This window comes from Methylobacterium sp. WL119, assembly GCF_008039875.1.
Taxonomy (GTDB): Bacteria; Pseudomonadota; Alphaproteobacteria; order Rhizobiales; family Beijerinckiaceae; genus Methylobacterium.
Genome location: NZ_VRUU01000015.1, coordinates 17,211 through 44,208 on the forward strand (window position 1 = coordinate 17,211; position 26,998 = coordinate 44,208).

At 71.5% G+C, this 26,998-nt stretch carries 22 protein-coding genes and 2 tRNA genes; 9 read left to right on the forward strand and 15 right to left on the reverse strand.

Annotation, left to right across the window (positions count from 1 at the left end):
• Window positions 1-87: 87 nt before the first annotated feature.
• Window positions 88-588, forward strand: a complete 501-nt coding sequence (locus tag FV227_RS08610; protein ID WP_147858737.1) for a hypothetical protein — start codon at window positions 88-90, stop codon at window positions 586-588.
• A gap of 158 nt (window positions 589-746) precedes the next feature.
• On the opposite strand, the gene FV227_RS08615 is transcribed toward FV227_RS08610, so the two are convergent.
• The 4 genes from FV227_RS08615 to FV227_RS08630 all read right to left on the reverse strand — a co-directional run bounded on the left by FV227_RS08615 (window position 747) and on the right by FV227_RS08630 (window position 2,558).
• Window positions 747-929, reverse strand: coding sequence for a DUF3606 domain-containing protein (locus FV227_RS08615; RefSeq protein ID WP_147858738.1), 183 nt, complete (start codon window positions 927-929; stop codon window positions 747-749).
• Window positions 930-1,222: 293 nt separating this feature from the next.
• The gene (locus FV227_RS08620; protein ID WP_147858739.1) at window positions 1,223-1,591 is read right to left on the reverse strand and encodes a hypothetical protein; all 369 of its coding nucleotides are present in this window, start codon (window positions 1,589-1,591) and stop codon (window positions 1,223-1,225) included.
• 428 nt (window positions 1,592-2,019) lie between these two features.
• Window positions 2,020-2,104: transfer RNA gene (locus FV227_RS08625), tRNA-Leu, on the reverse strand.
• A gap of 145 nt (window positions 2,105-2,249) precedes the next feature.
• Window positions 2,250-2,558: a FliM/FliN family flagellar motor switch protein gene (locus tag FV227_RS08630; RefSeq protein WP_147728794.1), complete on the reverse strand. Its 309-nt coding sequence runs from the start codon at window positions 2,556-2,558 to the stop codon at window positions 2,250-2,252.
• 76 nt (window positions 2,559-2,634) lie between these two features.
• Between FV227_RS08630 and lipB the strand changes: the two genes are divergently transcribed.
• A complete protein-coding gene (gene lipB / locus FV227_RS08635; protein WP_147728793.1) occupies window positions 2,635-3,366 on the forward strand; it encodes a lipoyl(octanoyl) transferase LipB in 732 nt (243 codons plus the stop codon).
• Between the two features lie 3 nt (window positions 3,367-3,369).
• On the opposite strand, the gene FV227_RS08640 is transcribed toward lipB, so the two are convergent.
• Window positions 3,370-5,469 (reverse strand): carbohydrate porin, encoded by a 2,100-nt coding sequence (locus FV227_RS08640; protein WP_147858755.1) that lies wholly within the window; start codon window positions 5,467-5,469, stop codon window positions 3,370-3,372.
• 181 nt (window positions 5,470-5,650) lie between these two features.
• Window positions 5,651-6,499 carry a 3-mercaptopyruvate sulfurtransferase gene (gene sseA / locus FV227_RS08645; RefSeq protein WP_147858740.1) on the reverse strand — a complete coding sequence of 283 codons (849 nt, stop codon included), beginning with the start codon at window positions 6,497-6,499 and terminating at the stop codon, window positions 5,651-5,653.
• A 474-nt stretch (window positions 6,500-6,973) separates the two neighbouring features.
• On the opposite strand from sseA, the gene FV227_RS08650 reads away from it, so the two are divergent.
• A complete protein-coding gene (locus FV227_RS08650; protein ID WP_147729797.1) occupies window positions 6,974-7,207 on the forward strand; it encodes a hypothetical protein in 234 nt (77 codons plus the stop codon).
• 91 nt (window positions 7,208-7,298) lie between these two features.
• Here FV227_RS08650 and FV227_RS08655 read toward each other — a convergent pair whose 3' ends face one another.
• The 4 genes from FV227_RS08655 to FV227_RS08670 form a co-directional block, all read right to left on the reverse strand.
• Window positions 7,299-7,973 carry a hypothetical protein gene (locus FV227_RS08655; protein ID WP_147858741.1) on the reverse strand — a complete coding sequence of 225 codons (675 nt, stop codon included), beginning with the start codon at window positions 7,971-7,973 and terminating at the stop codon, window positions 7,299-7,301.
• Window positions 7,974-8,162: 189 nt separating this feature from the next.
• Window positions 8,163-11,333, reverse strand: a complete 3,171-nt coding sequence (locus tag FV227_RS08660) for a multidrug efflux RND transporter permease subunit (protein WP_147728075.1) — start codon at window positions 11,331-11,333, stop codon at window positions 8,163-8,165.
• Between the two features lie 63 nt (window positions 11,334-11,396).
• Entirely contained in the window at window positions 11,397-12,746 is a 1,350-nt protein-coding gene (locus FV227_RS08665) for an efflux RND transporter periplasmic adaptor subunit (protein ID WP_147728076.1), read from the reverse strand.
• A 240-nt stretch (window positions 12,747-12,986) separates the two neighbouring features.
• Window positions 12,987-13,301, reverse strand: a complete 315-nt coding sequence (locus FV227_RS08670; protein ID WP_147728074.1) for a hypothetical protein — start codon at window positions 13,299-13,301, stop codon at window positions 12,987-12,989.
• 330 nt (window positions 13,302-13,631) lie between these two features.
• Here FV227_RS08670 and FV227_RS08675 point away from each other — a divergent pair, with 330 nt between their 5' ends.
• Together FV227_RS08675 and FV227_RS08680 are read left to right on the forward strand one after the other, a co-directional pair.
• Entirely contained in the window at window positions 13,632-14,195 is a 564-nt protein-coding gene (locus FV227_RS08675; protein ID WP_147728073.1) for a L,D-transpeptidase, read from the forward strand.
• Between the two features lie 210 nt (window positions 14,196-14,405).
• Window positions 14,406-16,526 (forward strand): EAL domain-containing protein, encoded by a 2,121-nt coding sequence (locus FV227_RS08680; RefSeq protein ID WP_187274729.1) that lies wholly within the window; start codon window positions 14,406-14,408, stop codon window positions 16,524-16,526.
• 31 nt (window positions 16,527-16,557) lie between these two features.
• Here the strand turns inward: FV227_RS08680 and FV227_RS08685 are convergent, their stop codons facing one another.
• Window positions 16,558-17,601, reverse strand: a complete 1,044-nt coding sequence (locus FV227_RS08685; RefSeq protein WP_147728863.1) for a MaoC family dehydratase — start codon at window positions 17,599-17,601, stop codon at window positions 16,558-16,560.
• Between the two features lie 108 nt (window positions 17,602-17,709).
• Window positions 17,710-18,012 carry a YggT family protein gene (locus tag FV227_RS08690; protein WP_147728864.1) on the reverse strand — a complete coding sequence of 101 codons (303 nt, stop codon included), beginning with the start codon at window positions 18,010-18,012 and terminating at the stop codon, window positions 17,710-17,712.
• A 118-nt stretch (window positions 18,013-18,130) separates the two neighbouring features.
• Between FV227_RS08690 and FV227_RS08695 the strand changes: the two genes are divergently transcribed.
• Window positions 18,131-18,206: transfer RNA gene (locus tag FV227_RS08695), tRNA-Ala, on the forward strand.
• Between the two features lie 257 nt (window positions 18,207-18,463).
• Here the strand turns inward: FV227_RS08695 and FV227_RS08700 are convergent.
• On the reverse strand, window positions 18,464-19,093 hold the full coding sequence (locus FV227_RS08700) for a methyltransferase domain-containing protein (protein WP_147728865.1): 630 nt from the start codon (window positions 19,091-19,093) through the stop codon (window positions 18,464-18,466).
• Between the two features lie 119 nt (window positions 19,094-19,212).
• A complete protein-coding gene (locus FV227_RS08705; RefSeq protein WP_147728866.1) occupies window positions 19,213-19,458 on the reverse strand; it encodes a hypothetical protein in 246 nt (81 codons plus the stop codon).
• Between the two features lie 110 nt (window positions 19,459-19,568).
• Between FV227_RS08705 and FV227_RS08710 the strand changes: the two genes are divergently transcribed.
• On the forward strand, window positions 19,569-21,032 hold the full coding sequence (locus tag FV227_RS08710) for an SNF2-related protein (RefSeq protein ID WP_246686399.1): 1,464 nt from the start codon (window positions 19,569-19,571) through the stop codon (window positions 21,030-21,032).
• Window positions 21,033-21,204: 172 nt separating this feature from the next.
• On the forward strand, window positions 21,205-22,338 hold the full coding sequence (locus FV227_RS08715) for a GGDEF domain-containing protein (protein WP_147727959.1): 1,134 nt from the start codon (window positions 21,205-21,207) through the stop codon (window positions 22,336-22,338).
• A gap of 48 nt (window positions 22,339-22,386) precedes the next feature.
• Here the strand turns inward: FV227_RS08715 and FV227_RS08720 are convergent, their stop codons facing one another.
• Window positions 22,387-23,478, reverse strand: coding sequence for a catalase family protein (locus tag FV227_RS08720; RefSeq protein WP_147727958.1), 1,092 nt, complete (start codon window positions 23,476-23,478; stop codon window positions 22,387-22,389).
• A 488-nt stretch (window positions 23,479-23,966) separates the two neighbouring features.
• Here FV227_RS08720 and FV227_RS08725 point away from each other — a divergent pair, with 488 nt between their 5' ends.
• Window positions 23,967-26,978 carry a PAS domain S-box protein gene (locus FV227_RS08725; protein WP_147858743.1) on the forward strand — a complete coding sequence of 1,004 codons (3,012 nt, stop codon included), beginning with the start codon at window positions 23,967-23,969 and terminating at the stop codon, window positions 26,976-26,978.
• The last annotated feature ends 20 nt before the right edge of the window (window positions 26,979-26,998 follow it).

A 26,998-nucleotide genomic window follows, 5' to 3' on the forward strand; every position in this document is an offset into this window, starting at 1 on the left:
AGGGCGGCCCGGCGGGCCGCCCTTTTCGTTTCGGGGGCTGGACGATGCCGGCCGAAGGTCGGGGCCGCGGCAAGCGGAACCATGACCTTGGCCGTTCGTTCTGAGATCATGGAACACGTCAAGTCCACAATCCTCACGACCGCCGTGCTCGTTACGGGATTGATCACCGCCGCGCATGTTCTGCATCCGCGCGATCCGGCTTTCGAAACGCGCCGCGGACACCCCGTCGTCGCGTCCGCCGAAGCCGCGACGGCCTGGAGCGATCCGCCGGCGCGCGTGTCGCAGGCCGAGACGGCGGAAGCGACGCTGGCGCGTCCCGCCTCCTTCACCCTCCTGCCCGTCGCGATGACGGCGAGCCTATCGGGGCTCGAGGATCAGCCGCAGGCGCGTCCGGTGCGGAAGGCCGAGCACGTCCATGCCCGCAGGGTGGCGCAGCCCAATGCGAGCGGCCGGCCGGCCGCGGCCCGGATCGAGCAGCAGGCCCCGAGCCCGGTCGCCTCGGCGACGCAGCCGGGCAAGCCGGTGGAGGGCGATCCGATCGGCGACCTGATGAAGGCCCTCGGCCTCAATCGCGACAGCGAGGGCTGACGCACACCTTCACGGCCGGCCCTCGGGCGGACATGAGGATTGCAGGCGGCTTCGGTCGATCCCGCCCCCCGGTGGATCCATTCGCACCGACGTGGGCCGGTTCCTCGCGCGGCCACAGGCAGCGCGGACCTGCGACGGGGTCGTCCGATCCGGCTCGCTCAACACTTCTTGCCGAGCTCGGTGGCGATGTCCTTGATCATGCGCCCGGCCTTGCGGTGCGCCGTGGTCAGCTGGTCCTGCGTCACGCCCCAGCGCTTCACCCAGTACTCGACCGCTTTCCGCTCGGAGAGATCGAGCCGGTCCTTGTCGATGAATCCGCGCTTGTCCTTGAGGCCTGGCATGGTCGCTTTCGAGAACAGGGTCGCCGCCGGGATCGTATCCGCCCGGCATGAGCGACGCAGGGCGGCACGGCGCCGGGGCACGATCCGTCGCGGATGGATCGGGACGACCGGTCGGTCGATGGCGATGTTTCGGCGGTGCGGCGGGACCGGTCAAGGGTTTCACCCTTGACGGGGCATCTCGGACTTCGCCGAAGCCCCGCCGGGTGCCGGAGCCCGGCGCCTGGGCCTCGCGGCGTGCCGAGCGGTGCAAGCGGGCTGCCCGCGCCCCTCGGGCAGCCCTGGCGCCTCTTCGGCTACCAGCCGCCGTAGCCGTGCGGCCGGTCGCAGTGCCAGCGGTCGCCGTATCCGGCGGCGCGATAGCCGTAACCTTCCGCATCCGTCTCGTCGGAGCGCACGACCCGCGTGGTCCGGTAGACCACCTCCTCGTCGTACGCGCGGACGACGCGAGCGGGCCGATAGCGCACCACGGGGCGCGCATCTGCGTAGCCGTAGGCGGGCGCCGCGTGCGCCTCCGCGGCAGCGGCACCGAGGAGTGCGCCCGCGGCGAGCCCGCCGATCAGGCCGGCCGCGAGGGCACCGCCGCCCCGAGCCTCGGCTGCGGTGGTTCCGAACCCACTCGCCGCGAAGAGCACGGCGGCTGTGACGGCAGCAATCTTCTTCATCGCCCATCTCCTGACACGTCGCGGGGCCGGCATTGTGCCGAAGCCCCGGTCTCGACTGTCAGGAGAAGAATGGCAGGGTATCCCTGGACCGACGCTGAAGCCCGTCGGCAGCAAGCGTTCAGCTTCCTCGACCGCGGTGGGCGAACGCCGCCCGGCGGCGCCGAAATGCCGGCGGAGAAGATCGCAGGATAGACGACGTCAGCAGGACGCCGCGACGCATCGGCCGCGCACGAGATCTATCGATCATCGGCGTTTCAGGAGCGCTTATCAGTCAGCCGTGATGTCCGTGCGGAGAATCAGGGCCCGGCGTTCGGGCGCCTTCGAATGCGGGCTCTCGTGTGAGCCGCGAAGGGCGCCGTCGTCGAAGAGCGCGGCCGCCCACAACCCGTTTTCATGCACCGACGCTTCGACGTACGACATCGAAACGTTGGTGCGGCCAAGAGGACTCGAACCTCCACCCCTTGCAGGACTAGCACCTCAAGCTAGCGCGTCTACCAATTCCGCCATGGCCGCATCGGCACCCGTCGGGTCCCGTTCGCTTCTCCGAGATCCGGGTCCGCTGCGGCGGCCGGCGTCTCGGGTGAGCGGCGCAGCGGATACCAGATCGATCCCGATCCGACAAGCGCCGCAGCGCGGCAATTCGGTGCCGCGGCCGAAGTTATGATGCCGGCTCCAGGCGGCTTTCCAGGAACGGCACGGCGCCGTCGCCGATGGTGACGCCCGGCGTGCGCACCGAATCCGCCTTGCGGATCAGCTCCGTCACCTCGATCGAGATGCGGTTGCCGGTCACCACGATCTGGCCGCGGGCCACGGGATGGTCGTTGGCGAGGATCTCGACCAGGTCGGTCTCGGTCGCCTCCAGCTCGATCACCGCGCCGCGTCCCATGCGCAGCAGCATGTGCAGCGGCATGCGGGAGCGCCCGAGCACCACCGTGAGATCGACCTTGAGGTCTTCCAGAACCGCCACGCGTCCACCGCCCCTATGCGCCTTGCCACCGGCACGGACCGGTGGAAGGAGAGCATTCCCGACGAAGGGTGAAGCCTTGGTAAACACCGCGCACCGTCTCGCGATCGCGCCCGACACCTTCCTGCCGCGGGCGGGCTCTCCGCCGGTGGGCTGGCGGATCAGCGACGCGCCGGTCGCGTACGAGGAAGCCGTCGCGTGGATGGAGGCCCGCGCCGAGGCGATCGCGCGCGGGCTGGCGCCGGAATGCGTCTGGCTGCTGGAGCACCCGGCGCTCTACACCGCCGGCACCTCGGCCCGCGAGGCCGACCTCGTCGCGCCGGCGCGGCTGCCGGTGTACCGGACCGGGCGGGGCGGGCAGTACACCTATCACGGCCCCGGCCAGCGGGTCGCCTACGTGATGCTCGACCTCAACCGCCGCCGCACGGACCTGCGCGCCTACGTCGCCTGCCTGGAAGCCTGGATCATCGCGACGCTCGAGGCCTTCAACGTCCGGGCCGAACGCCGCGAGGACCGCGTCGGCGTGTGGGTGCGGCGGCCGGAGAAGGGCCAGGAGAACGGAGACGCCGTCGAGGACAAGATCGCGGCGATCGGCATCCGCGTGCGGCGCTGGGTCAGCTTCCACGGGATCAGCCTCAACGTCGAGCCCGACCTCGCGGACTTTTCCGGCATCGTCCCCTGCGGCATCCGCGGCCACGGCGTGACCAGCCTGGCCGACCTCGGCCGCATCGTCGCGATGCCGGAGGTCGACATGCAGCTGCGGGCCGGGTTCGAGGCGGTGTTCGGGGCGACCGTGGACGAGGCGGAATAGCGATCAGAAATCCGCGTGCAGCCGGGTGGCGAAGAAGTCCGCCGGGCCCCGGTCGCGGTTGTAGGCGGGGTTGATCACCCGCTGATAGTCGAAGGTCAGGGTCACGGTCTTGGTCAGGCCGATGGCGTAGTAGGCCTCGAGCGCCCGCTCGGGGGCGTAGTTCAGGCGCCCGTCGCCGATCAGCAGGCCGAGGCCGCCGGTGGCGAAGTAGGCCTGGTGCGCCTCGGTGAGGCCGTTCACCGTGGCGCCGAGGCCGACCGTGTCGCCTGCCCGGCCCCAGGCGGTCCCCTTGAGCGAGACGCCGCCCGACGCGCTCCGGTCGACGTCGGTGAAGGACAGGCTCTCGTTGCGCCCGTCCGACAGGCTGACGCGGGCGAAGACGCCGAGATCGGCCGTGACCGCCTGCTCGAGGTTGACGTAGCCGCCGGTCTTGCGCCGCGGGCGGCGGGTGGCGGCGACCGCGTCGTTGACGTCGTCGAAGACGCCCAACTGCGTCAGCGCGACGACCTGCCGATAGCGCGCGGTGTTGCCCTGGTTCGAGAAGAAGCCGATCCGCACCCGGCCCGGCTGCTCCAGCGCGGGCAGGACGTAGCGCCCCTCGAACTCGATGTTGGCGCCCTGGCGGTCGAACACCCGCGGGTCGAGCACGTCGCTCGACGGTTCCTTGGGCACCTGCGTGTAGGCGGCGCGCACCGCGAACTCGGCGCGGTTGTACTCGACGTAGACGCCTTGCGTGAAGCCGGGGAGGTTGGCCGGGAAGTCCCAGGCCGAGGCCGCCCAGAGCGACCAGTTCATGAAGTCGACGCGCGGATCGTGGGCGTAGACGTTGCCGTCGAAGAAGTCGCCGAGCGCGAACTTGCCGGCGACCACCGTGATCCGCTCGACGTCGCGGCGCGTGGCGACCTGGTTCGGGCCGTCGGGCACGTCCTCGGTCTCGCCGCCGAGGCCGAAGGTCTGGCGCACGAAGTAGCGGTTCGAGCGCAGCTTCGGGAACGGGGCGCCGGCCTTCTGCGCCTCGCCGTTGACGAAGCCGGCGACGCCCAGGGTCCGCGACAGGCCGAAGCCCTGGCTGAATTCCGGGTTGTAGTAGAGCTCGGTGCCCTCCCACAGCTTGAAGCCGACGAAGGCGGTCGCCGTCGTGGTCGCCTGGGCCTGGTGCGGCACCAGGCTGTTCGGGCCGAGATAGGGCGAGCGGAACCCGGTCACGCCCTGGTTGATGAAGGTGGTCTGGCCGTGGAGCGAGAACCGGCCGGTGTCGCCGTTGTCGGGGTCGTGCGGGGCCGCCTCGTCGGGCTCGGGCGGCAGCCGCAGCCCCGCCGGATACCAGGACAGCCGCGCCAGCATCTGGTTGGAGGTGACGTGCGCCTGCGTCGACACCGGGCCGAGGCCGGGCACCGCGCCGAGGTCGAACCGCCCGGTGCTGCCGAGATCGATGTAGCGGTAGTCGAGGCCGAGGGCGAGGTGCTCGGTGATCGCGTACTGGACGCCGGCCCCGAGGGTGAACCCGAGGGTTCCCCGGTCGGTCCTGGCCGTCACGGCGGGACCGCCGGCACGGTCCGGATAGGTGGCGAGGAACCGCGTCTCGGCGCCGGCGAGGCCGAAGGTCGCGTAGATCAGCGCGCGCTCGAAGGCGAAGCCGAGGCGGGCGCGCAGGGCGCCGTAGAGGTCGGTCTTGGCGCGGATGACGTCGAAGACCGGGTCGAACCCCTCGTAGCCGAAGCCGGCGGCGGTCGAGGCGACTGGGCGCTTGAGGTTGGCGCCGGCGATGTCCGCCTCCAGGCCGTAGAGCCACGGGCCGGCCTGCCAGTTCCAGCCGCCGAACACGCCGCCGACGGCGGTGGTCGCCTCGCGGCTGCGGTCGGCGCGGCCGGTGGCATCCCCGGTCTTGAACGGCGGCACGGGGCGTCCGCCGATCGTGGTCGATTCGAAGCCGAGGGCGCCGAAGGAGCCGCCGGCACTGCCCTCGAGCCCGAGATAGCCCCCCGACCAGTCGACGAAGGCGGGCGCCGGCGCGCGCGCGACCGCGAGATCGGCGCCGAAGGCCTGCGCCGGAAGGAGGCAGGCACCGATCAGCCAGGCCGCGCGGCGACCGGCGACGCCCATCGATCCGGCGCTGTCCGCCTCGCCCCGATGCCGCATCGCCCTGATCCCCCGCACGTTCCGATGCGAGGTATAGCATTGGCTATAACTGCGGCAATCCCGGCCCTGCCGGCCTGCGCATTCCCGATCGCGACGTTGCAAAAATGCCCCGCGCTCGATGACGCGCGGATGACGCCGGTGTCGGTCAGGCCGGGCCCGTCGCGACGGGACGGCTCGGATCGCCCCCCCACTCGGACCACGACCCGTCGTAGAGCGCGCGGGCTGGGCGGCCGAGGCGGTCCAGCGCCAAGGCGACGATCGCCGCGGTGACGCCTGAGCCGCAGGTGGTGACGATCGGCCGGTCGGGGTCGACGCCGTTCTCGGCGAAGACCGCGCGGAGCGCGTCCGGCGCCTTGAGGTGCCCGTCGGTCAGCAGCGCGGCGTAGTGCAAGTTTCGGGCGCCGGGCATGTGGCCGGGGCGGACGCCGGGGCGGGGCTCCGGCTCCTCGCCGCGGAAGCGGGGCGCGGAGCGGGCATCGACCACCTGCGCGGTGCCGCCGGCCAGCGCGCGGGCGACGTCGGCCGCGTCGGCGACGGCGCCGTGGTCGAGCCGGGCGGTGAAATGGCGCCGGTCGCGGACCCGCGGCTCGCCCTCCTCGGTCGGGTAGCCGGCCGCGACCCAGGCCGGCAGGCCGCCGTCGAGCACGCAGACGTCGCGGACGCCGAAGGTGCGCAGCATCCACCACACGCGCGGCGCCGAGAACAGGCCGTGCCCATCGTAGACGACGATGTGCAGCCCGTCGCCGATGCCGAGCGCCCGCATCCGCGAGGCGAACACCTCCGGGCGCGGCATCATGTGCGGCAGGCCGGATTCGGTGTCGCTCATCGCGTCGATGTCGAAGCGGACCGCGCCCGGAATGTGGGCGGCGCGATACTCCGCCTCCGGGTCGCGCCCGGCGGCGGGCAGGTACCAGGAGGCGTCGAGCACCACGATGTCGGGCGCATCCAGGCGCTGGTGCAGCCATTCGGTCGAGACGAGCGCGGTGTCGGCCATGATGCGTCCGGGAAGTCGTTGCGGGCGATGTCGGCGCCACTCAATCACAGGGTGGAGACGGATGCACTCCCCGCCGAACGGTGCGCGGTCGCGAGGGCGGGCTTCGTCGGGAAGCCGGCCCGGGCGTCGCCGATCCGCCGCAACCGTCGCGGATCCCGTGCCGATGCTCCATGCTGCAGGGCAAGACATCGTGTCGCGCCGGTGCCGCCGGCTTACGTCCGCGTCAGACCCTGAAGGCTGTGCGCGGTTGCAAGATGCGCGGGGCGGTCTTGTTTCCGCGGAGAACAAGACCAGTTATAACAACACCATGACACTGTCGCGCCGGCATTTTCGCCGGACCCGTATGGACCGAACGTCTCGAAGGCACGGAGCATCGTGCGTTGCGGGATCGCTCGATACGGTGCGGCGTTCTCTCACCACCCCCCTGCCGGGCGGCCGTCGGCGCCAGCATGAGATTCCGCGAGCTTTAGTGCGATGAACCAACTCGTCCGCATGTCCCAGATCGGCGAAGCAGAGACCATCACCGAGCCGTCCGCCGAGTTGCGCGTGCCGTTCGCGCAGTCGGGCGCCTTCGTGTGCAAGTTCATCATCGGCGAGCCGAACGATCGCGCGATGTGCTGCGGCGCTCCGGTCGCCGAGGGGAAGAGTTGGTGCGCCTTCCACCGCCGCATCGTGTTCGAGCCGACCCGCCCCGGCCGCATCCGCTGAGCCCAGCGGCCGGCTTCGAGGACTGCGCGAGCACGGCGCGGTTGTACGCGGATCCTCGGCGCCCTCGTGATCGAACGAGGGCGCCCGCACGCTAGTCCAGCCCGTCATCGTCGTCGTAGGGCCGGTAGCTGCGCACCATCCGCCCATCCGGATACTGCACCGAGCGGGAACGCACGACGAGGTAGCCGGCGGCCTGCGCCGCCGCGATGCGGCGCATCCGGTCGTCGCCCTCGGCGAAGATCGGGTTGCGCTCGCCATCGCCCGGGCCCACCACCCGCCCGACCGGCAGCGGAGCGTACGGGTAGGGCGGCGCTGAAAACGTCCGGGGCGTGTAGGCCCGCGCGGCGACCCGGCGCATCACCGGCCGCGCCGCCTCGCGACGCTCGACGACGCGCGGGGTCGCGATCCGAGCACGTGGTGTCGCGGCGATCACCTGCGGATGCGTGCGCCGGACCTCGCGCACCCGCTTGCGCACCGGCACGGCCGCCTGGCGGGCCGGCGAGGACGCCGGTGCCGTGGCCTTGCCCGCCGTCTCCGACCGGCTCGACGCGGCTCGTTCGTCCGCCGATCGGCTCGCGCTCGCTGTCGGCTCCGTCACCGGAGCGGCGGGGATTGCCGCGGCCGGCGGCGCGGCGGGCGTGGTGCTGCGCGCCGGCGGATCGGTCCAGGCGCCGTTGGGGGCGGTCTGCGCGCAGGCGGCCGTCGTGCCGAGCGCCAGGCTCAGCATCAGGGTCGCCCTGAGGATTCCACCGGCTCCGATCGACATCGCGCACTCCCTGGCGGATGGCGGCGGCAGCGCGGACGACGCTGCCTGCCTCGGCACAATTCTTACCGAGATCTTACGACAGCGTCCACGAGGATTGTCCTCGCCCGGTGCTGCGCGGCACGCGATCAACAACGTACCCGCGGCGACCAGTGCACGGCGATCGGGCCTGCGCCCGAATGCCGTCCGGCGCTACTCCGCCGGCACGCCGTGCCCGCCCGGCGCCCGCACCGCCGGGGTCGCGGCATCGGCCTTCTCGCCGGCGAGCACGTCCTTGCGGCGGAAGAGCCGCATCACGACCACGAAGAACACCGGCACGAAGAACACCGCCAGGATGGTCGCCGAGATCATGCCGCCCATCACGCCGGTGCCGATCGCCTGCTGGCTCTTCGAGGCGGCGCCGGTGGCGATGGCGAGCGGCACCACGCCGAAGATGAAGGCGAGCGAGGTCATCACGATCGGGCGGAACCGCAGCGTCGCCGCCTCGATCGTCGCGTCGACGATCGAGGTGCCCGGCTTCCACAAGTCCTTGGCGAACTCCACGATCAGGATCGCGTTCTTGGCCGACAGGCCGATGATCGTGATTAGCCCGATCTTGAAGTAGACGTCGTTGGGCAGGCCGCGCAGGTAAACCGCCGCCACCGAGCCGATGACGCCGAGCGGGATCACCAGCAGCACCGAGACCGGGATCGCCCAGCTCTCGTAGAGCGCGGCCAAGCACAGGAACACGATCAGCACCGAGAGCGCGAGCAGCAGCGAGGCCTGGGACCCGGCCTGCTTCTCCTGCAGCGACTGGCCGGTCCAGGTGTAGCCGAAGCCCTTGGGCAGCTGGCCCATCAGCCGCTCCATCTCGGCGATCGCGTCGCCCGACGTGTAGCCGGCGTTGGGCTCGCCGGTGATGCGGACCGACTGGTAGCCGTTGAAGCCGACGATCTGCTGCGGCCCGACGCTCCATTTCAGGTCGGCGAAGGAGGACATCGGCACCATCGTGCCGGAGGCGTTCTTCACCCCGTAGTTCAGGATGTCGGTCGCCTGCATCCGCTGGAGATCCTCCGACTGGACGATCACGCGCTGCATCTTGCCCCGGTTCGGGAAGTCGTTGGTGTAGACCGAGCCGAGGTTGACCTGGATCGTCGCGTTGATGTCCTCGAACTTCACCCCGAGCGCGGCGGCCTTCTCGCGGTCGATGACGAGCTCGGCCTCGGGCGCCGGCGGCAGGCCCTCGATCTTCATCTTCTGCAGCACCGGGCTCTGCATGGCGAGCTTCAGGAGCTGTTCCTGCGCGGCGAGCAGCGCCGAGTAGCCCTTCTGCGCCCGGTCCTGGAGGCGGAACGAGAAGCCGGCGGCGTTGCCGAGGTTGTCCACCGGCGGCGGCTCCTGCGCGTCGACGATCGCGTCGCGATAGCCGGAGAGCGCCTTGTTGGTTCCGGCCACGAGCGCCGAGGCCGCGTTCGCCGCGTCGCGCTCGCCCCAGGGCTTCAGCGTCACGAAGGCCTGGCTGGTGTTCGAGCCCTGGCCGGAGAACGAGAAGCCGTTCAGCATCGTCACCGTGGCGACGCCGGGCTGGGCCAGCAGATGCTCCTCGACCTTGCGCACGGCGGCCTGCGTCCGGTTGAACGAGGCGCCGGGCGGGGTCTGGATGTCGACGGTGAAGAAGCCCTGGTCCTCCAGCGGCAGGAAGCCCTCGGGCAGGCGCGCGAAGGCGAAGGCGACGCCGGCGACGAGCGCGAGGTAGACGATCATCACCCGGCCGGACTTCTTGATGAACCACGCGGTGCCGCGGCCGTAGCGCTTGGTCTCGCGGTCGACGATGCGGTTGAACCAGCCGAACACGCCGCCCTTGGAATGGCCATGGCCCTTCGCGACCGGCTTCAGCAGCGTCGCGCACAGGGCGGGGGTGAGCGAGAGCGCGAGCACCGCCGAGAACGCGATCGAGGTCACCATCGCGATCGAGAACTGGCGGTAGATGATGCCGACCGAGCCGGGAAAGAACGCCATCGGGATGAACACCGCGATCAGCACCAGGGTGATGCCGATGATCGCCCCGGTGATCTGGTCCATCGCCTTCTTGGTCGCGTCCTTCGGCGACAGGCCCTCCTCGGTCATGATGCGCTCGACGTTCTCGACCACGACGATGGCGTCGTCGACGAGGATGCCGATGGCCAGCACCATGCCGAACATCGTCAGCACGTTGATGGAGAAGCCCGCGAGCAGCATCGTGCAGCAGGTGCCCATCAGGGCGATCGGCACGACGATGGTCGGGATCAGGGTGTAGCGGATGTTCTGCAGGAACAGAAACATCACCACGAAGACGAGCACCACCGCCTCGACGAGGGTGTGCAGCACCTTCTCGATCGAGGCCTTCACCGCGGGGGTGATGTCGTAGGGGATGTCCCACTTCAGGCCCGGCGGAAAGAACTGCGACAGCTCCTCCATCTTCTTGCGGATGGCGCCCGCCGTCTCTAGGGCGTTGCCGTCGGGCGCCAGCGTCACCGAGATGCCCGCGGCCTGGCCGCCGTTGAGGCGAGTCGAGAACTGGTAGGCGTCGCCGCCGAGCTCGATCCGCGCGACGTCGCGCAGGCGCACGTTCGAGCCGTCCGAGTTGGCGCGCAGCACGATCGCGCCGAAGTCGTCGACCGAGGCGAGCTGGCCCTTGACGATGATCGGCGCGGTGATCGCCTGGCTGTACGGGCTCGGCTGCGCGCCGACGGCGCCGGACGCCACCTGAATGTTCTGGTTGCGGATCGCGTCCGTCACGTTCTCGGCGGTGAGCGAGAGCCCGCGCAGCTTGTCCGGGTCGACCCAGATGCGAAGGCTGCGCTCGGTCGAGTACAGCGTCGCGCGCCCGACCCCGGGAATGCGGCGGATCTCGTTGATGACGTTGCGGATGAGGAAGTCGCCGAGCCCGATCTCGTCCATCTTCCCGTCGGTCGAGACCAGGGTGATGATGTTGAGAGTGGCGGCCGACGCCTCCTCGACCAGGATGCCCTGCTGCCGGACTTCGGCCGGGAGGCGCGCCTCGACGCGCTTGAGGCGGTTCTGCACCTCGACCGAGGCCAGCGCCGGGTCGGTGCCGGGCTGGAAGGTCGCGGTGATGTTGACCGCGCCGAACGAGTCGCTCGTCGACTCGAAGCTCATGATGTTGGCCGCGCCGTTCAGCTCGTCCTCGATCAGCCGGGTCGTGCCGGTGTAGAGGCTCTCCACCGAGGCGCCGGGATAGGCGGTCGACAGGGCGATCGCCGGCGGCGCGATCACCGGATACTGCGCCACCGGCAGCAGCGGCAGCGCGAGCGCGCCGCCGAGGATGATGAACAGCGCGACGACCCAGGCGAAGACCGGCCGGTCGATGAAGAAGCGTGCCATGGATGTTCCGGATCAGCCTGTCGGGTGGTCGGTCGTCGGCGCGTCGTGATCAGCGCATCTTGCTCAGCGCGTCTTGGCGGCGGCCTCGGCCTTGCCGTCCGAAGCCTTGCCGTCCGAAGCCTTGCCGTCCGAAGCCTTGATCGCGCCGGCCTTCGCCGCGCTCGCCCTAGCTTCGGCGGCCCGGGCCTCGGCGGCCTTGGCCTCGGCCATCTTGGCTTCGGCGACCTTGGCCTCGGCTTCGGCGACCTCGTCGACGTCGTGCGGCATGGCCTCGGCGGTCTCGTGCGGCGGCGTCTTGTCCACCGGCTTCACCTGCTGGCCGGCGACGATCTTCTGGAAGCCCTCGATCACCACCCGCTCGCCGGCCTTGAGGCCGTCGCGGATCAGCCAGTTGGTGCCGACCACCGGGCCGACCTCGACCGGCTGGAGCATGACCTTGTCGTCCGCCTTGACGACCCAGACCTCGGCCTTGCCGTCGTTGGTGCGCTGGATCGCCTGCTGCGGCACCGCGATCGCATCGGAATCGATGCCCTGCTTGATCCGGGCGCGCACGTACATGCCGGGGAACAGCTCGTCGTGCGGGTTGGGGATCTGCACGCGCAGCGTCACCTGGCCGGTGCTCGGGTCGGCGGTGACGTCCGAGAACAGGAGCCGGCCCGCCATCGGGTAGAGGGCGCCGTCGTCCATGATCAGGTGGACGTTGGCGGAATCGCGCTCCAGCCGCGAGAGCTCGCCGCTGGCCAGATCGCGCCGGAGCTTGTTCAGCTCGCCGACCGACTGGGTGATGTCGACGTAGATCGGGTCGAGCTGCTGGATCGTGGCGAGCACGCCGGTGGTGCCGGATTCGATCAGGGTGCCCTCGGTGAGCAGCGCCCGGCCGATGCGGCCCGAGATCGGCGCGCGCACATCCGTCCAGTCGAGGTTGAGCTTGGCCCGGTCGCGGGTCGCCCGGGCGCCGGCGACCTCGGCCTCCGCCTGCTTCTTGCCGGCGAAGGCGGTGTCGTACTGGGCCTGGCTCGCCGACTGGCGGGTGAGCAGCGTCTCGAGGCGCTCGGCCTGCTGGTTGGCGAGGACCAGGGCCGCCTCCTGACGCGCCAGCGCGGCCTCGGCGCTCATCAGATCGACCTGATACGGTGCCGGGTCGATCTTGTAGAGGACGTCGCCCTCCTTGACCTGGCTGCCCTGCTCGAACAGCCGCTTCACCACGAGGCCGGAGACGCGGGACCGCACCTCGGCGATCCGCATCGGCGCGACGCGGCCGGGCAGGTCGCGGACGTAGGGGATCGCCTGAGGCGCCACCGTGACGATGCTGACCTCCGGCGGCGGAGGCGGGACCGGGGCCGAGGCCTGCTTCTGGTTGCAGGCGGAGAGCGCGACGAGAAACACCCCGAAACCGAGCGAGGCAGGGCGCATCCGGCGGGCGGACAGGGAGAAGGTCAAGGTCGGGTCGCTCCTGCGAAACGCATCTCGGGGAAGGCCGAGGCGAGGCTCGGCCGTCCGGTGTGTGTCGGCGGCGCGTGGTGCCGGATCGTTCGGCAACGGTCGCCCGCTCGAGGGGGCGGGGCAACCGCGAGGACAGCGCGAGCCCCCCGCTTTCGCAGGACATCTTGGCGATCCCGCGACGACGGGCGGAAAGTCCGCGCCGTCGGCCCTTCAGGCGAGCCGGGGCGGGCGGTCGGGCGGTGCGGAAGCCCGTGCGCGCACGACGGCGCGGCCGCGCGGAACGAAGGCGGATCCGGACAGGCATCGGAGGAGGTGCGGCAGCGGATCGGCGGAGGCCGGGCGTCCGGCCCAATCGTCGGCCTCGACCGCGTGCGACGCGACCATGTCGACCGAAGCGTCGGCGGCGTCGGCCAGGACCGACCGGGGAGCCGTCAGCGTCGAGCCGCTCCCCGAGACGGTGGCACCGGCCTCCCGAGGGAGACCGACGACGAGCAGCAGCACGCCGACCACGAGAGCGACGAGCACCCGCAGCATCGTGGCACGAGCGGCCACGCGGGCCGGCGCAGCGATTTCAGAGGGGCATGTCACGGCTCCCATAAAGGCTCTGCCCCATCGCGGCACAACCGGCTGCGACATCTTGTCGAGAAGGTTTGCGAGAAATCCGGGAACCAATCGCCCTCCGCCTCCGACCGGGTGGAGGGCTTTCCGGGTCGGCAAGCCGCGATCCGCCCGCAGGAAGTGTTGCGGCGATCCCACAGGCGGCGCGTTCCGGGCCCCCAACGCATCCGACGTCCGCCGCTTGCCGCAATGCCCGCCTATTCGGCAGCGGATCGAACGAACCACCGGAGGACCAGCATGACACGCCGCATCGCCACACTCTGCCTCGCTGCCGGGCTCGCGCTCGGCGCCGGCGCGGCGCACGCGAACCCGTTCGATGCCGGGCCGATCGCCGACTTCATGAACATCTTCCGCACCCAGGCGATCCCGCGCGAGACCATCGCCTGGAAGGGCAAGGAGAAGCCCGGCACCATCGTCGTCTCGACGAGCCAGCGCCGGCTCTACTACGTGCTCGGCGGCGGCGAAGCGGTGCGCTACGGCGTGGGCGTCGGGCGCGAGGGCTTCTCGTGGTCAGGCGAGAAGAGCGTCACGATGAAGAAGGAATGGCCGTCGTGGCGGCCGCCGTCGCAGATGCTCGCCCGCCGCCCGGACCTGCCCCGCTTCATGGCCGGCGGCCAGGACAACCCGCTCGGGGCCCGGGCGATGTATCTTGGCTCCTCGCTCTATCGCATCCACGGCTCCAACGAGCCCGAGACCATGGGCGCCGCCGTCTCTTCCGGCTGCATCCGGATGACCAACAAGGACGTGGTCGACCTCTACGATCGCGTCCGCGTCGGCACCAAGGTGATCGTTCGCAACTGATGGTTGATGGCGGCGGGATGGGGCGCCGGTCTTCGTCCCGCCGTTACGAAGGGCTTCGCCTGGGCAGCCGTCGCCTCGACCGACAAAATTACAATTCAAGATTGTAATTTTAAGTCTTTGACAGCGTTTGCCGTGAAATCCTGCCGTCCGCGCCCGATCGGGCGTCCGGGACGGTTTCGCATGGCGGATGATCGAGTAGGCTCAGCGGCGATGCGCGACGCGCGGACGGCGCCTGTCGAGGCGTCGCTGCAGGGCCTGATCGACCTGGCCGCGGACCTGCTCGAGGCGCCGATCGCCGCCATCCTCGGCGCCGGGGCGCCGATCGGGCCGCGAGCGGAGGAAGCGAACGCGCTCGCGCCCTTCCGCGACCGTGCGATCGCCCGGGGCGACGTCCTCGTCGTCCCCGACGCGGCGATCGATCCGCAGTTCCGTGCCGGCTCCGCCGGCGGCGGCGCGATCCGCTTCTTCGCCGGCGCGCCGCTGATCGACCGCGACGGCACCTGCCTCGGGGTGCTGTGCGTCGCCGACCCGGCGCCGCGGCCGCCCCTGGCCGACCGCACGCGCCGGCGGCTGGCGCGGCTGTCCGACCTCGCCGTCGCGGTGCTGGCGCAGGGGCGGCGGACGATGGCGCAGCGGGACGCGGAAGGGTTCGTCGCCGCCACGAGCTCGGCGCTCATCACCACCGACGCGACCGGCCGGATCACCTTCGCCAACCCCGCCTGCGAGACGCTGCTCGGCTACCCCGCCGGTGCCCTGGCCGGGCGCGACGTGGCCTCGATCGTGCCGCTGCGCCTGCGCGGGCACCACGTCGCCGGCATGGGCGCGCTCACCGCCGGCGGCCCGCCCAAGCTCTCCGGCCGTTCCGTCGAGGTGACGGCTCTGCGCGCCGACGGCGGCGAGGTGCCGATCGAGCTGTCGCTCTGCGCCTGGGGGGAGGGCGCCGCGATGGGCGTCGGCGCGGTGATGCGCGACATCTCGGAGCGCCGCCGCCGCAACGCGCGCCTGCTCCGGCTCGCCCACGAGGACCCCGGCACCGGCCTGCCGAACCGGGTCCGCCTGTCCGGAGAGATCGATGCGCGCCTCGCCGCACGCCGACCGGTCGGGCTGCTGACCCTCGGGGTCGACGGCCTGCGGGCGGTGACCGACGGGTTCGGCTCGGGCATCGGCGCGGCCTTGCTGGAGGCGCTGGTGGTGCGGCTGGCCGGACGCCTGCCGCCGGGGGCGCTCCTGGCCCGGCTCGGCGAGGACGAGCTCGCCGTGCTGCTGGCCGCGACCGAGCCGCCCGGCGAGGCGGATCTCGAGGCCGGCACCGAAGCCTGCGCCGAAGCCCTGTTCGCCGCGCTCGCCGAGCCCGTCACCGTCGGCCACCACGTCCTGCATGTCGGCGCGCGGATCGGCGCCGCGCAGGCGCCGCGCGACGGGGCCGACGCGGCCGAACTGATGGCGGCGGCCGACCTCGCCCTCGAGCGCGCCCGCCACATGGGCCCGCGCGGCTACCGCGCCTTCACCCCCGCGATGCGGGATGCCGCCAAGACCCGGCGCGACCTGCAGGATGCGCTCCTCGACGGCCTCGCCGCCGGCGAGGTCGCCCTGCACTACCAGCCGCAGATCGAGCTCGCGACCGGGCGCCTGCGCGGCGTCGAGGCCCTGATTCGCTGGAACCATCCGACCCGCGGGCTGCTCGCGCCGGCCGAGTTCCTGCCGGCGATCGAGGCGAGCACCCTGGCGACGCGCTTCGGCCAGTGGTGCCTCGACGAGGCCTGCCACCAGGCGGCCGCGTGGCGCAAGGCCGGCCTGCCGCGGATCGGCGTGGCGGTGAACCTGTTCGACGCGCAGATCCGCGCCGGCACCCTGGCCGAGGTGGTGATCCAGGCCCTGGCGCGGCACCGGCTGCCGCCGGAGATCCTGGAGCTGGAGGTTACGGAGATGATCGCGCTGGCCGACGCACCCGCCACGCTGGAGCCGCTGCGGCGCCTGCGGGCCCTCGGCGTCGGCATCGCGCTCGACGATTTCGGCACCGGCTACGCCTCGCTCTCCACCCTCAAGAGCTTCCCGCTCACCAAGCTGAAGATCGACCGCGGCTTCGTCCGCGACGTGCTCCACGACGCCCACGACGCGACCATCGTGAAGGCGGTGCTCGACATCGGCCGCAGCCTCGACCTGATCGTCATCGCCGAGGGGATCGAGACGCCGGAGCAGGAGGCGGCGCTGATGGGCATGGGCTGCCGCTACGCGCAAGGGTACCGCTACGGCCGGCCGGTGCCGGGCGATCTCCTGGGACGTCGCCTCGCCGAGCCCGTTCCCGCCAAAGCCTTCTCCCGCAGCGCCTGAAGCCGGTGCGGGACGCGCCCGGGGCGGGCCGTCACTTCGGCATGAAGGCCCAGTAGTCGAGGTCGAGGATGACGCTCGGGTGGTAGCCGTCGCCCTCGCGGCCGGGATGCGCGGCGCAGGGCTGGTTCTTGGTGGCGACCGTGCGCAGCCGCAGCAGGCCGACGTCGCCGCGACCGGTCTCGGCCGTGTCGAGCACCTCGCTCCAGGCGTAGACCGTGTCCCCGGCAAACAGCGGCGCCACGTGCCGGCCGGCGTTGATGCCCGCGATGGCGAAGGCGTTGGCGAGCCCGTTGAAGCTCAGGGCGCGGGCCAGCGAGATCACGTGGCCGCCGTAGATCAGGCGCCGGCCGAAGCGGGTCTCCTTGCAGCTCAGCGCGTCGAAATGCACTTTGGCCGTGTTCTGGTAGAGGCGCGTCGCGATCTGGTGCTCGGCCTCCTCGACGGTCATGCCGTCGACGTGGTCGATCTTCTCGCCGACCGCGTAATCGGAGAACCGATGCGGGCTGCCGGCGAGGTCGAGATCGTAGGCCGAGACGTCGAGCGGGGGCAGGGCGCCTGCGAGGTCGGCCGGGTCGACCACCTTGGCGAAGCTCGGCACGTGCTCCTCGGCGATCGCGGCTTGCGGGTCGCGCTTGCGCACCAGCACCCAGCGGCAATAGCTCAGCACGGTCTCGCCCTTGGCGTCCGAGCCGGTCGAGCGCACGTAGACGACGCCGGTCTGACGGTTCGAGCTCTCCTTGAGGCCGATCACCTCGGAGACGGTGGACAGGGTCTCGCCCGGATAGACCGGACGGCGGAACCCGCCCTCGGCGTAGCCGAGGTTGGCCAGCGCGTTGAGCGAGATGTCCGGCACGGTCTTGCCGAACACCACGTGGAAGGTGAGCAGGTCGTCGAGCGGGCTGCGCGGGTAGCCGATGCCTTGCGCGAACGCGTCCGACGACTGCACCGCGAAGCGCGGGCCGTAGAGGGCGGTGTAGAGCGCGACGTCGCCGGTGGTGACCGTGCGGGGCGTGGCGTGGCGGATGGTCTCGCCGAGGCGGTAATCCTCGAAGAAGCGGCCGGGATTGGTCTTCATGGGGCTCGGGGATCTCCGCGTCCGGGCGCGACGGTTTCGAGGACGGTGTGCGGCGGGTCGGCCGCCGGCGCGCGGGTCCCACGATCCTGAGGATCGCGGGACCGGCCGTCAGCGGGCGTAGACGTAGGAGTCGGCCGGCACGAACTCGTGCAGCAGGCGGCTCACGAACAGCAGCAGCAGGATCAGGATGATCGGCGAGATGTCGACGCCGCCGAGGTTCGGCAACAGGTTGCGGATCGGGCGCAGCACCGGCTCGGTGATCCGGTAGAGCACCTCGCCGATCTGCGAGACGATCGGGTTGCGCACGTTCACCACGTTGAAGGCGACGAGCCAGCTGAGGATCGCGCTGGCGATGAGGACGTAGATGAAGAGCTGGACGACGGTGTCGAAGAGCCAGATCAAGGAATTCATGCGCGAAACACGTGTCCTCGTGCGCCCGCGCGGGACGCCGGAACGGCGACGCGACGGCGGCGGGAATCGGGAATTGACAGTTCGATCGGCGCAAGCCTAAAAGGCCGGCGCCTTGGACGGGGCTGTAGCTCAGATGGGAGAGCGCCGCAATCGCACTGCGGAGGTCAGCGGTTCGATCCCGCTCAGCTCCACCAGGCTTTCCTGGTGGTCGATCGTCAGGTGAGGTCCGGCCGCGATAACGCCGCCGCGACAACGGGTTGAGGCCCGCCATCAGCATTTCTGCGATCCTGCGGATCGGCGGCGCGCACGCGCTCCGAGCCTGTCGGCCGGCGGCGTTCCCGCCGTCCTGCGAGCCTTCGGTCGACGCAGGGTCTGAAGGCGTCGCGACCGCTCCCGGCACGGGCCGCCGAAGCGTGCGGGCGGGACCGAAGCCCGATCCTCGCGCCGCGCTCTACGGAGCGGTCCGGCCGATCACGGCGCGCAGCGGATCGCCCGGGGCCCCCTCCGGCAGGACGACACGGGTCTCGACGGTCGGGAAGCCGGCCTGGCGGAGATAGAGATCGATCAGCCGCGCCTGGTCGTCGCCGCCGAGGGCCTGCCAGATCGCCACGGCCTTGGTCGGGAAGCAGCGATTCGAGAAGGTGATGATCACGGGTGCGTCCGGGCGCAGCACCCGCGCGGCCTCGCGCAGCACGGCGACCGGATCCTGCAGGTACTGCACCCCGACGCAGACGAGGACGGCGTCGATGCTGCCCGCCTCCAGCGGCAGGGCCGGGTCGCCGTTGAGGTCCTGCACGAACGAGGCCGTCAGGCGGGGATTGGCCGCGAGCTCGCGCCCGTTGAGGCCGTGCCCGATCACGGCGGCGTAGGCCATCTCCGGAGGCAGGTGGCTGACCCAGCTCGACATCAGGTCGAGGAGGTGGCCGCCGGCCGGGAGCAGGGCGCGGTAGAGGTCCGTCACGGCCGCGATCGCCGCGTCGTCGATGTGGGTGACGAACCGGGGCTGGGCGTAGAACAGGGCGTCCGGCGCCTGGTCCCGCTTGAGGAACGCCTCGGGCGGAAGCTGGGGAAGGCTCGTCATGGCGTCACTCCGTTCGGGATCTCGTCGCGCCTCGCGCCGCCATGCGACGGCGCCGTGCGCGGTGGCATCCATCGCCCGGCCCGACGAAGGCCGCTTGCGCGAGAGGCGATGCCGTAAGCTCAGATGTCCTGCCGGAGGTGTTCGCCGGGCGGCCGGAAGGGAAGCGCCAGCACCTTGCGTCCCTTCAGATCGTGCACGCTCACCTGCCACTCCGCCCAATCCGTCTGCCCGTCGAGCGTGACCATCAGGGCTTCGGCGACACCACGCGCCTTGGCGGGCAGCCTGTGCGGCAAGCGGATGTCCTTGCCGACCGTGTCGACGACGCATTCCAGGCCGTTCGTGCAATGGAAACGGTAGCGTGCCATGGCGGTGCAACTCCCTGAGCGACCGGGTCGAATCTCGTTCATGATATGTTCTGAAATCCGTCGAAGGCAAACGGGTTCCGGTGCGAACAGCGTCGCGCGGTCACGACGGGGTGGATAAGCACCTCGACGGCATCGCCCTCGCCGGCGCGCCGGCGCCCCGCTTCCAGGCGACGCTGGTCCCGCGCCCGCATCAGGCCGCGGCCGCCGACGCGATCCTGGCCGCGCGCGCCGCCGGCCGTCCGGGCTTCCTGCTCGGCGACGCGACGGGCCTGGGCAAGACGCTCTCGATCTGGAGCGCGCTCGCGCGGATGCCCGAGGGCGAGGTGCTGATCGTCTGCCCGAAGGGCGCGATGCCGCAGTGGCGTCGCACGATCGCCGGTTCGGGATTGCCGGAGAAGGCGGTGACCCTCGTGAACTACGAGCGCACCAAGTCCCTGATGGCGCCGCCGCCCGCGAGCACCCGCCGGTCGGCGCGCGCCAGGAACAACGCGCTGGCCAAGAACGGAAGCCTGCGCCGGACCTGGCCCCTCGTCGTGTTCGACGAGAGCCACCGGCTGCGCAATCCCCACAGCCAGCAGAGCCTGGTGTGCCGCCACCTGGCCGACGCGGCGGTGTTCACCGGCTACGTGAGCGCGACGGCCGGGCAGGCGCCCCACGAGCTCTCCTATCTCGGACGCCTCCTCGGCGAGGCGGCCGACGCGCCGACCGCGACCCTCGCCGAGTTCCGGACGCTGATGCAGCGCCTCGGGATCGGCCGGGCCAAGGGCCGTTGGGTGAACTGGTCGTGGACCAGCAATGCGCGCGACTGCGCCGTCATGGCCGACCTGCTCTACACCGGCCCGCGCGCGATCGGGCTGCGGCGGCGCCCGGGCGACATCGCCGGCTGGCCGGAGGTTCAGCGCGCCCTGGCGCCGACGGCCCTGACGGCGGAGGCCCGCCGCCTGTACCAGGCGACGTGGCGCGCGTTCCGCCAGGAATTCGGGTTGCTCGGCGGCAGCCACCGGCGCCCGGCCGGGTGGGCGGCGGATCTGCGCTTCCGGCAGAAGGCGAGCCTGCTGCGCGTGGCGGGAACGTGCGACTTCGCCGAGCTTCTCCTCGGCGCGGGCGAGCAGGTCGCGATCTCCGTGGCGTTCCTCGAGACCGGTGCGGCGCTGCAGGCGGCCCTGGAGCAGCGCGGCTGGCGGGTCGGCACCATCGACGGGCGGCAGGATGCCGAGGCGAACGAGGCGGTGCGCCGGGCCTTCCAGACCGGTCGGCTCGACGTCGTCGTGTTCACGGTGACGGAGTCGATCTCGCTCCATCAGGACGAGCTGCCGGGCGGCGAGCGCACGCGGGCCCTGGTGATCCACGACATGCGCCACAGCGCGATCCAGCTCGCTCAGATCGAGGGACGCTGCCACCGGGACGGGCAGGCGGCGACGATCCACTACGCCTATGCCGAGGGCACGGTCGAGGAGGAGATCACCGCGACCGTGGTCCAGCGCATGGCCGCGATGGGCGCCATGGTGGGCGAGGATACCGGGATGTTCGAGGCGATCGCGCGCCGCCTGGCAGCCGACGGCCCCGGCGCCTGAGGGACCGCCGGGACGCCGCCGACGACGACGCGCCCCACGGGCCGGCGCCGGCTTGATGGTCGCCTGATCTATCGCACATCCGACAAATCAGGCCTCTGTAGGCTCGCTTGACGCCTCGCGACTGTCAAATCGCGGCTACCATTTCGAATGACCTTGCCCGCGATAGTAAGGCATGACACGCAGACTCACGAGCCGCCAGGACCTGCCCGACGACGTGCAGACCGAGCTCGTCTTCCTGCTGTACTCGTCCCTGCCGCAGGTGGCGATCCTCGCGATCACCGTGTCGGCGGCCAGCCTCGCCTTCGCGCTCGCGACCGGCGGCCTCGTCGAGGCGGCGCTGGGCGCGCTCGCATCCGCCGCCACCCTCTGCCGCGTCGCCTCGATCCGGCGGTTCAAGCGCACGCGGACGCAGGACATGACGTTTCGCGTCGCGCGGGCCTGCGGCCGGACCTTCGGCGCGATGATGGTCGGCATTGGGATCTGCCTCGCCCTGCTCGCGCCGCGCGCCGCAGCGATCGATCGCCTGGACTTCTTCATCCTGTTCTTCGGCATCATCCTCAGCTTCTGCGTCGGCGCGGCGACCCGCTCCTCCGTGATCCCGTGGATCCCGGTGACGACCGCCTACATCATGCTGATCGCCTGCATCGTCGCCCTGACCCGGCGGCCGGAATTCGGCTGCTGGTTCGGAGGCTGGTTCCTGATCCTGATGCTGGTGGCCTACGCCGAAGCCTGCCTGCACCTGGAGGGCACCGTCATCGACAAGATCCTGGCACGGCGCGCCGTCGCCTGGACCGCGGCGCATGACGGCCTGACCGGCCTGCCGAACCGCGCCAGCTTCGGCACGCAGCTCGATCGCGCCTGCCGCCGGCCGGGCGGCACGGGCGAGCCCTGCGCGGTGCTCTACCTCGACCTCGATCGCTTCAAGTCCGTGAACGACACGATGGGCCACGCCGCCGGCGATACGCTCTTGGCTCGGGTCGCCGACCGCCTTCGCCAGGCCATCGAAGGGCAGGCGAGCGCCTATCGTCTCGGCGGCGACGAATTCGCCGTGCTGCTGGAGGTCGACGCGACGCCCGAACGGGCGCGCGCCCTGGCGTCTCGGATCGTCGCGGAGGTCGGCCGCCCCTACCGGCTGTCCGGCGGCAGCGCGGAGATCGGGATCTCCGTCGGCATCGCCCATGCGCCGGAGGTCGGGGCCGATCCGCAGGAGGTCCTGAACCGGGCCGACCGCGCGCTGTATGCCGCCAAGGGCGGCGGGCGCGGGCGGTGGATCGCGGCAGATCATCCCGGGGCGCTCGCCGCCTGAGCCGGCGTTCCGTGCCGCCGGCGTGACCGGCCGGCGGAGGACGAGGCCTCAGGCGACGGGAAAGGCCGTCGGCTCGGCGATCTCGACCCGGTTGTTGCGGGACCGGTATTCGCGGGCGGCGGCGTAGGCCGGGCGCCGGGCTCGCATGATCGAGCCGAGCGGCCGGTGCGCGGCCAGGCCGGTCCACGGATTGAAGGCCAGGCGGTCCTCGACGGCGGCGCGCATCGCGTCCGACCACGTGTCCTGCGGCGCGGCGGTGATGCGGGCGACGGGGCGATAAGGGCTCTCGTCCTCGGACCACATCGCCGCGGCGTCCTCGACCGGCATCGCCTCGATGTCCGTCGCCAGCTGCACCCGCAGCTCCCAGACGGCCGGGCAGGTGCGGAAGAAGTCCCGGACGGCCTCGCGGATCCCGTCGGGACGGCCGGCGAGGTCGAGGGGCCGCTCCGACAGGGCGACGAGGTCGGAGGAGACCGGCGAAAGCGCCACCTTGCCGAAATACGCGCCGTGCAGGAGCGCGGCCTGGGAGAAGAAGCTGTCGCCCAGAAGATGGGTCTTCGCCTGGCCGGCCAGGGTGGTCAGCGTGGCGGACTTGCCCCCGACCATCTCGAGCGCGGCCTCCGCGGTGCGCGTCACGGCCGACACCGCCCGCTTGAGGGGCTCGGCACGCCCGGTGGTCGCGGCCAGCGGCCTGAGCTGCCGCAGGAAGCCCTCGGCGGTGCCGATTTGGAACGCGGGCGAGTTGCCGAGCACGTAGTTCTGGGTGGTCTCGCCCTCGCTGCCCGGCAGGCGCGGGCCGGGAACGCCCAGGACCTTGAGGGCGGCCCCCCGCGGGGTGGAGACCCGGTCGTCCAGGATGTCGCCCGGCGTGGTGCTGAACCGCAGGATGGCCTCGTAGCTGGCCGGCGCCGCGAACAGGCCCTGGGCGAGGGCCGGCGGAAGGCCGGGAAGGACCTCGAATCGTGCCTTCAAGTAGCCGTGTGCCTTGGCGTGGACGGCTCGGTGGGCGTAGCCGGTGTCGGCATGCGTCTTCCGCTGGATCGAGAGCATGGCCTCGGTCAGGCCCCGCTGGATCTCGTCCTCGTCCGCCGGGACGGTCTCGAAGGAGGGGTCGAACCGAAGCGGAGGTTGCTGGGTCATGCCCTTAAACGTGGGGCGACTCGCGGAAGTTGCCCGACCGGGCGAGATGCCGCGTCCTCGACTGGGCCGCCTCGGCCTTGGAACGCCGGCCGCCCTCGGTTCGGCCCCGCCCCGATCCGCTCACGGGGCGGGGGAACCCCGGATCTCACCAGCCTGGGCCGAAACGCGACGCGGCCCGGATGCGGGATACCGCGATCGGATTTAAGCGCGCGTAGGATCGGACCATGCCCGGCTGTCCCGTATCGAGACGCCGGGCCGTCTCGGGTCGGGTGGGCGCCCCCCCCCCCCCGACCGGCGCGTCGGCTTTCGGGGCGGATTGTACCGAAAAGACCGTGCGACGCGGCCGAGCGGGCGTGCGAGTTCGAAGCGTCGAGCGGCGGCGCTCGACGATCGCCCACCGGTCGGAACGACAGGCGAGCGGTCATATTTCCGCCGTCGCGCACCGACTCTGAGAGACCGACCAGACCGTTCCAGATAAAATCGGTGACATGAATCGTCCCCCCGCCCGCGAGACGGAGGCCGCGCGTCTCGGCGCCCTCGATCGCTATCGCATGCTCGATACGCCGCGCGAGCAGGATTTCGACGAGATCGCGGAAGCGGCCGCCGAGCTGTGCGAGGTGCCGATCGGGGTCGTCAACCTGATCGGCGACGGGCGCCAGTTCTTCAAGGCCGAGGTCGGGCTCGGCGTCCGCGAGACGCCGCTGGAGAGCTCGTTCTGCCGGCAGGCGATCCTGCAGGAGGACTTCCTCTACGTCCCCGACGCGCGCCACGACCCGCGCTTCGAGGACAACCCGCTCGTCGTCGGGGACCCGGGCCTGCGCTTCTACGCCGGCGCCCTGCTCAAGACCGCCGACGGCCATCCCATCGGCACGGTCTGCGTCCTCGATACCAAGCCGCACCAGCTGACCGAGCGCCAGCGCAAGGGCCTCGCCCGCCTCGCGCGCCAGACCATGGCGCAGATGGAGCTGCGCCGGTCGCTGCGGGCGCAGGAGGAGCAGCGCCTCCTGCACGAGCGCATCGTCGACGGCGCCACGGACTACGCCATCGTCGCGACCGACGCGGCGGGCCGCGTGACCCGCTGGAACACGGGCGCCGAGCGCACCCTCGGCTGGACCCAAGCCGAGATGCTGGGCCGGGCGGTGGACGCGTTCTTCACGCCGGACGATCGCGCGAGCGGGCGGCCGGAGATCGAGATGCGGCTCGCGGAAAAGAACGGCAGCGCGCCCGACGAGCGCTGGCACGTGCGCAAGGACGGCAGCCGGTTCTGGGCCTCGGGCAAGATGATGCCCCTCCGGTCGGACGACGGGCGAACCGTCGGCTTCCTCAAGATCCTGCGCGACCGGACCCGGGAACGCGACGCCGGTGCGGCGCTGGAGGCGAGCGAGCTGCGCTACCGCTCCCTCGTCGAGGTCAGCCCTCAGGTGGTCTGGTTCGGCGACATCGACGGCAACGTCACCTACTGCAACGCCTACTGGTACGCCTATACCGGACTGCCCGCGAACGAGACCGGGGAGACGAGCTGGATGGGCGTGATCCATCCCGACCACCGCGACGCGACCCGTCGCGCCTGGCTCGCCGCCTCCCGCGACGGCCGGGACTACGAGGTGGAGTTCCTGCTGCGGCGGGCCGACGGGATGTACCGCTGGTTCCTGTCCCGCGCACGCCCAATCCGCGATGCGGACGGGACCGTGCGCAGCTGGATCGGCACCTCGCTCGACATCCACGAGCGCAAGGTCGCCGAGGCGCGCTTCCAGACCCTGACCCAGCTCGCGCCGACCGTGATCTGGTTCGGCAATCCCGACGGCAGCCTCAGCTACCTGAACGAGCGCTGGTACGCCTATACCGGGCAGACGGCGGAGCACGCGCTGCCGCTCGGCTGGGCCGAAGCGATCCATCCCGACGACCGGCCGGGGCTGTTGGAGACGTGGGAGGCGGCGCGCACCCGCGAGACCGTCTACGACACGGAGGCGCGGCTGCGTCGGGCCGACGGCGCCTATCGCTGGTTCCTGATCCGGGCCGAGCCGATGCGGGACGGCGCCGGATCGGTCGTGGGCTGGCTCGGCAGCACCAGCGACATCCACGACCGCCGCCAGGTGGAGGAGGACCTGCGCCGCGCGCGCGAGCAGCTGCGCCTCGCCGTCGAGGCGACGGGAACCGGGATCTTCGACTACGACCTCGTCGCCGACGTCCTGAAGTGGGATGCCCGCACGCGCTCCTTCTTCGGCCTCGGCCCCGATGCCGCGGTGAACCTCGACGTGTACCTCGCCCGCCTGCACCCGGACGACCGCGCCGCGGCGGACGCGGCGGTCGGCGCCGCGATCGATCCGGCGGGCGACGGGACCTACGACATCACCTACCGCACCGTGGCGCCGGAGGACGGCATCGAGCGCTGGGTGTCCGCCAAGGGGCAGACCCTGTTCGAGGACGGGCGGCCGCTGCGGCTCATCGGGACGGCGCGCGACATCACCGTCGCCCGGCGGGCCGAGCAGGTCCTGCGCGAGACCGAGGAGCGCTATCGGCTGGCATCGCGCGCCACCAACGACGCGATCTGGGATTGGGACCTCGCCAGCAATCACGTGCTGTGGAACGAGGCGCTCCAGGCCGCCTACGGCCACGCCCCGGACGCCGTCGACCCGACGGGGGATTGGTGGATTGGGCAGATCCATCCCGAGGACCGCGGCCGCGTCGACGCCGCCATCCACGCGATCATCGACGGCACCGGCACGGCCTGGACCGACGAGTATCGCTTCCTGCGCGCGGACGGCTCCTACGCCTACGTCCTCGACCGGGGTTACGTCATCCGCGACGCGACCGGCCGGGCGGTTCGGATGATCGGCGCCATGCTCGACATCTCCGAGCGCCGGAAGGCCGAGGAGCACCAGCGCCTGCTGACCGGCGAGCTGCAGCACCGGGTCAAGAACACCCTCGCCCTGGTGCAGGCCATCGCCAGCCAGACCCTGCGCGGCTCGACCGACGTCAACGAGATGCGGGAGGCGTTCGCCGCCCGGCTGATCTCGCTCGGCCGCGCGCACGACATCCTGACCGCCGCGAGCTGGACGGCCGCCCCGATCGGGGACGTCGTGGACGGGGCTCTGAGCGTGCATCTCGGGGCGATGGCCACGCGCCTGCGCACCAGCGGGCCCAACGTGCTCCTGGCGGCCAAGCCCGCCCTGTCGCTCGCCCTGTCCCTGCACGAGCTCGCCACCAACGCCGCCAAGTACGGCGCGCTCGCGAACGACGCGGGCGTCGTCGACCTGCGCTGGCACGTGGCCCATGCCGGCGACGCCCCGCGGTTCTCCCTAGTCTGGTCCGAGCAGGGCGGCCCGCCGATCCTGGTCCAGCCGGCGCGCCGCGGCTTCGGATCGCGCCTGATCGAGCGCAGCTTCGCCGCCGAGGTCGGCGGAGAGGTCACGCTCACCTACGCGCCGACGGGCCTCGTCTGCCGGCTGGAGGCCCCCCTCGCGTCGATGCAGGAGATCCCCGATGCCGCCGCGGCCTGAGGTGCGGGCGGGTGCGGCCC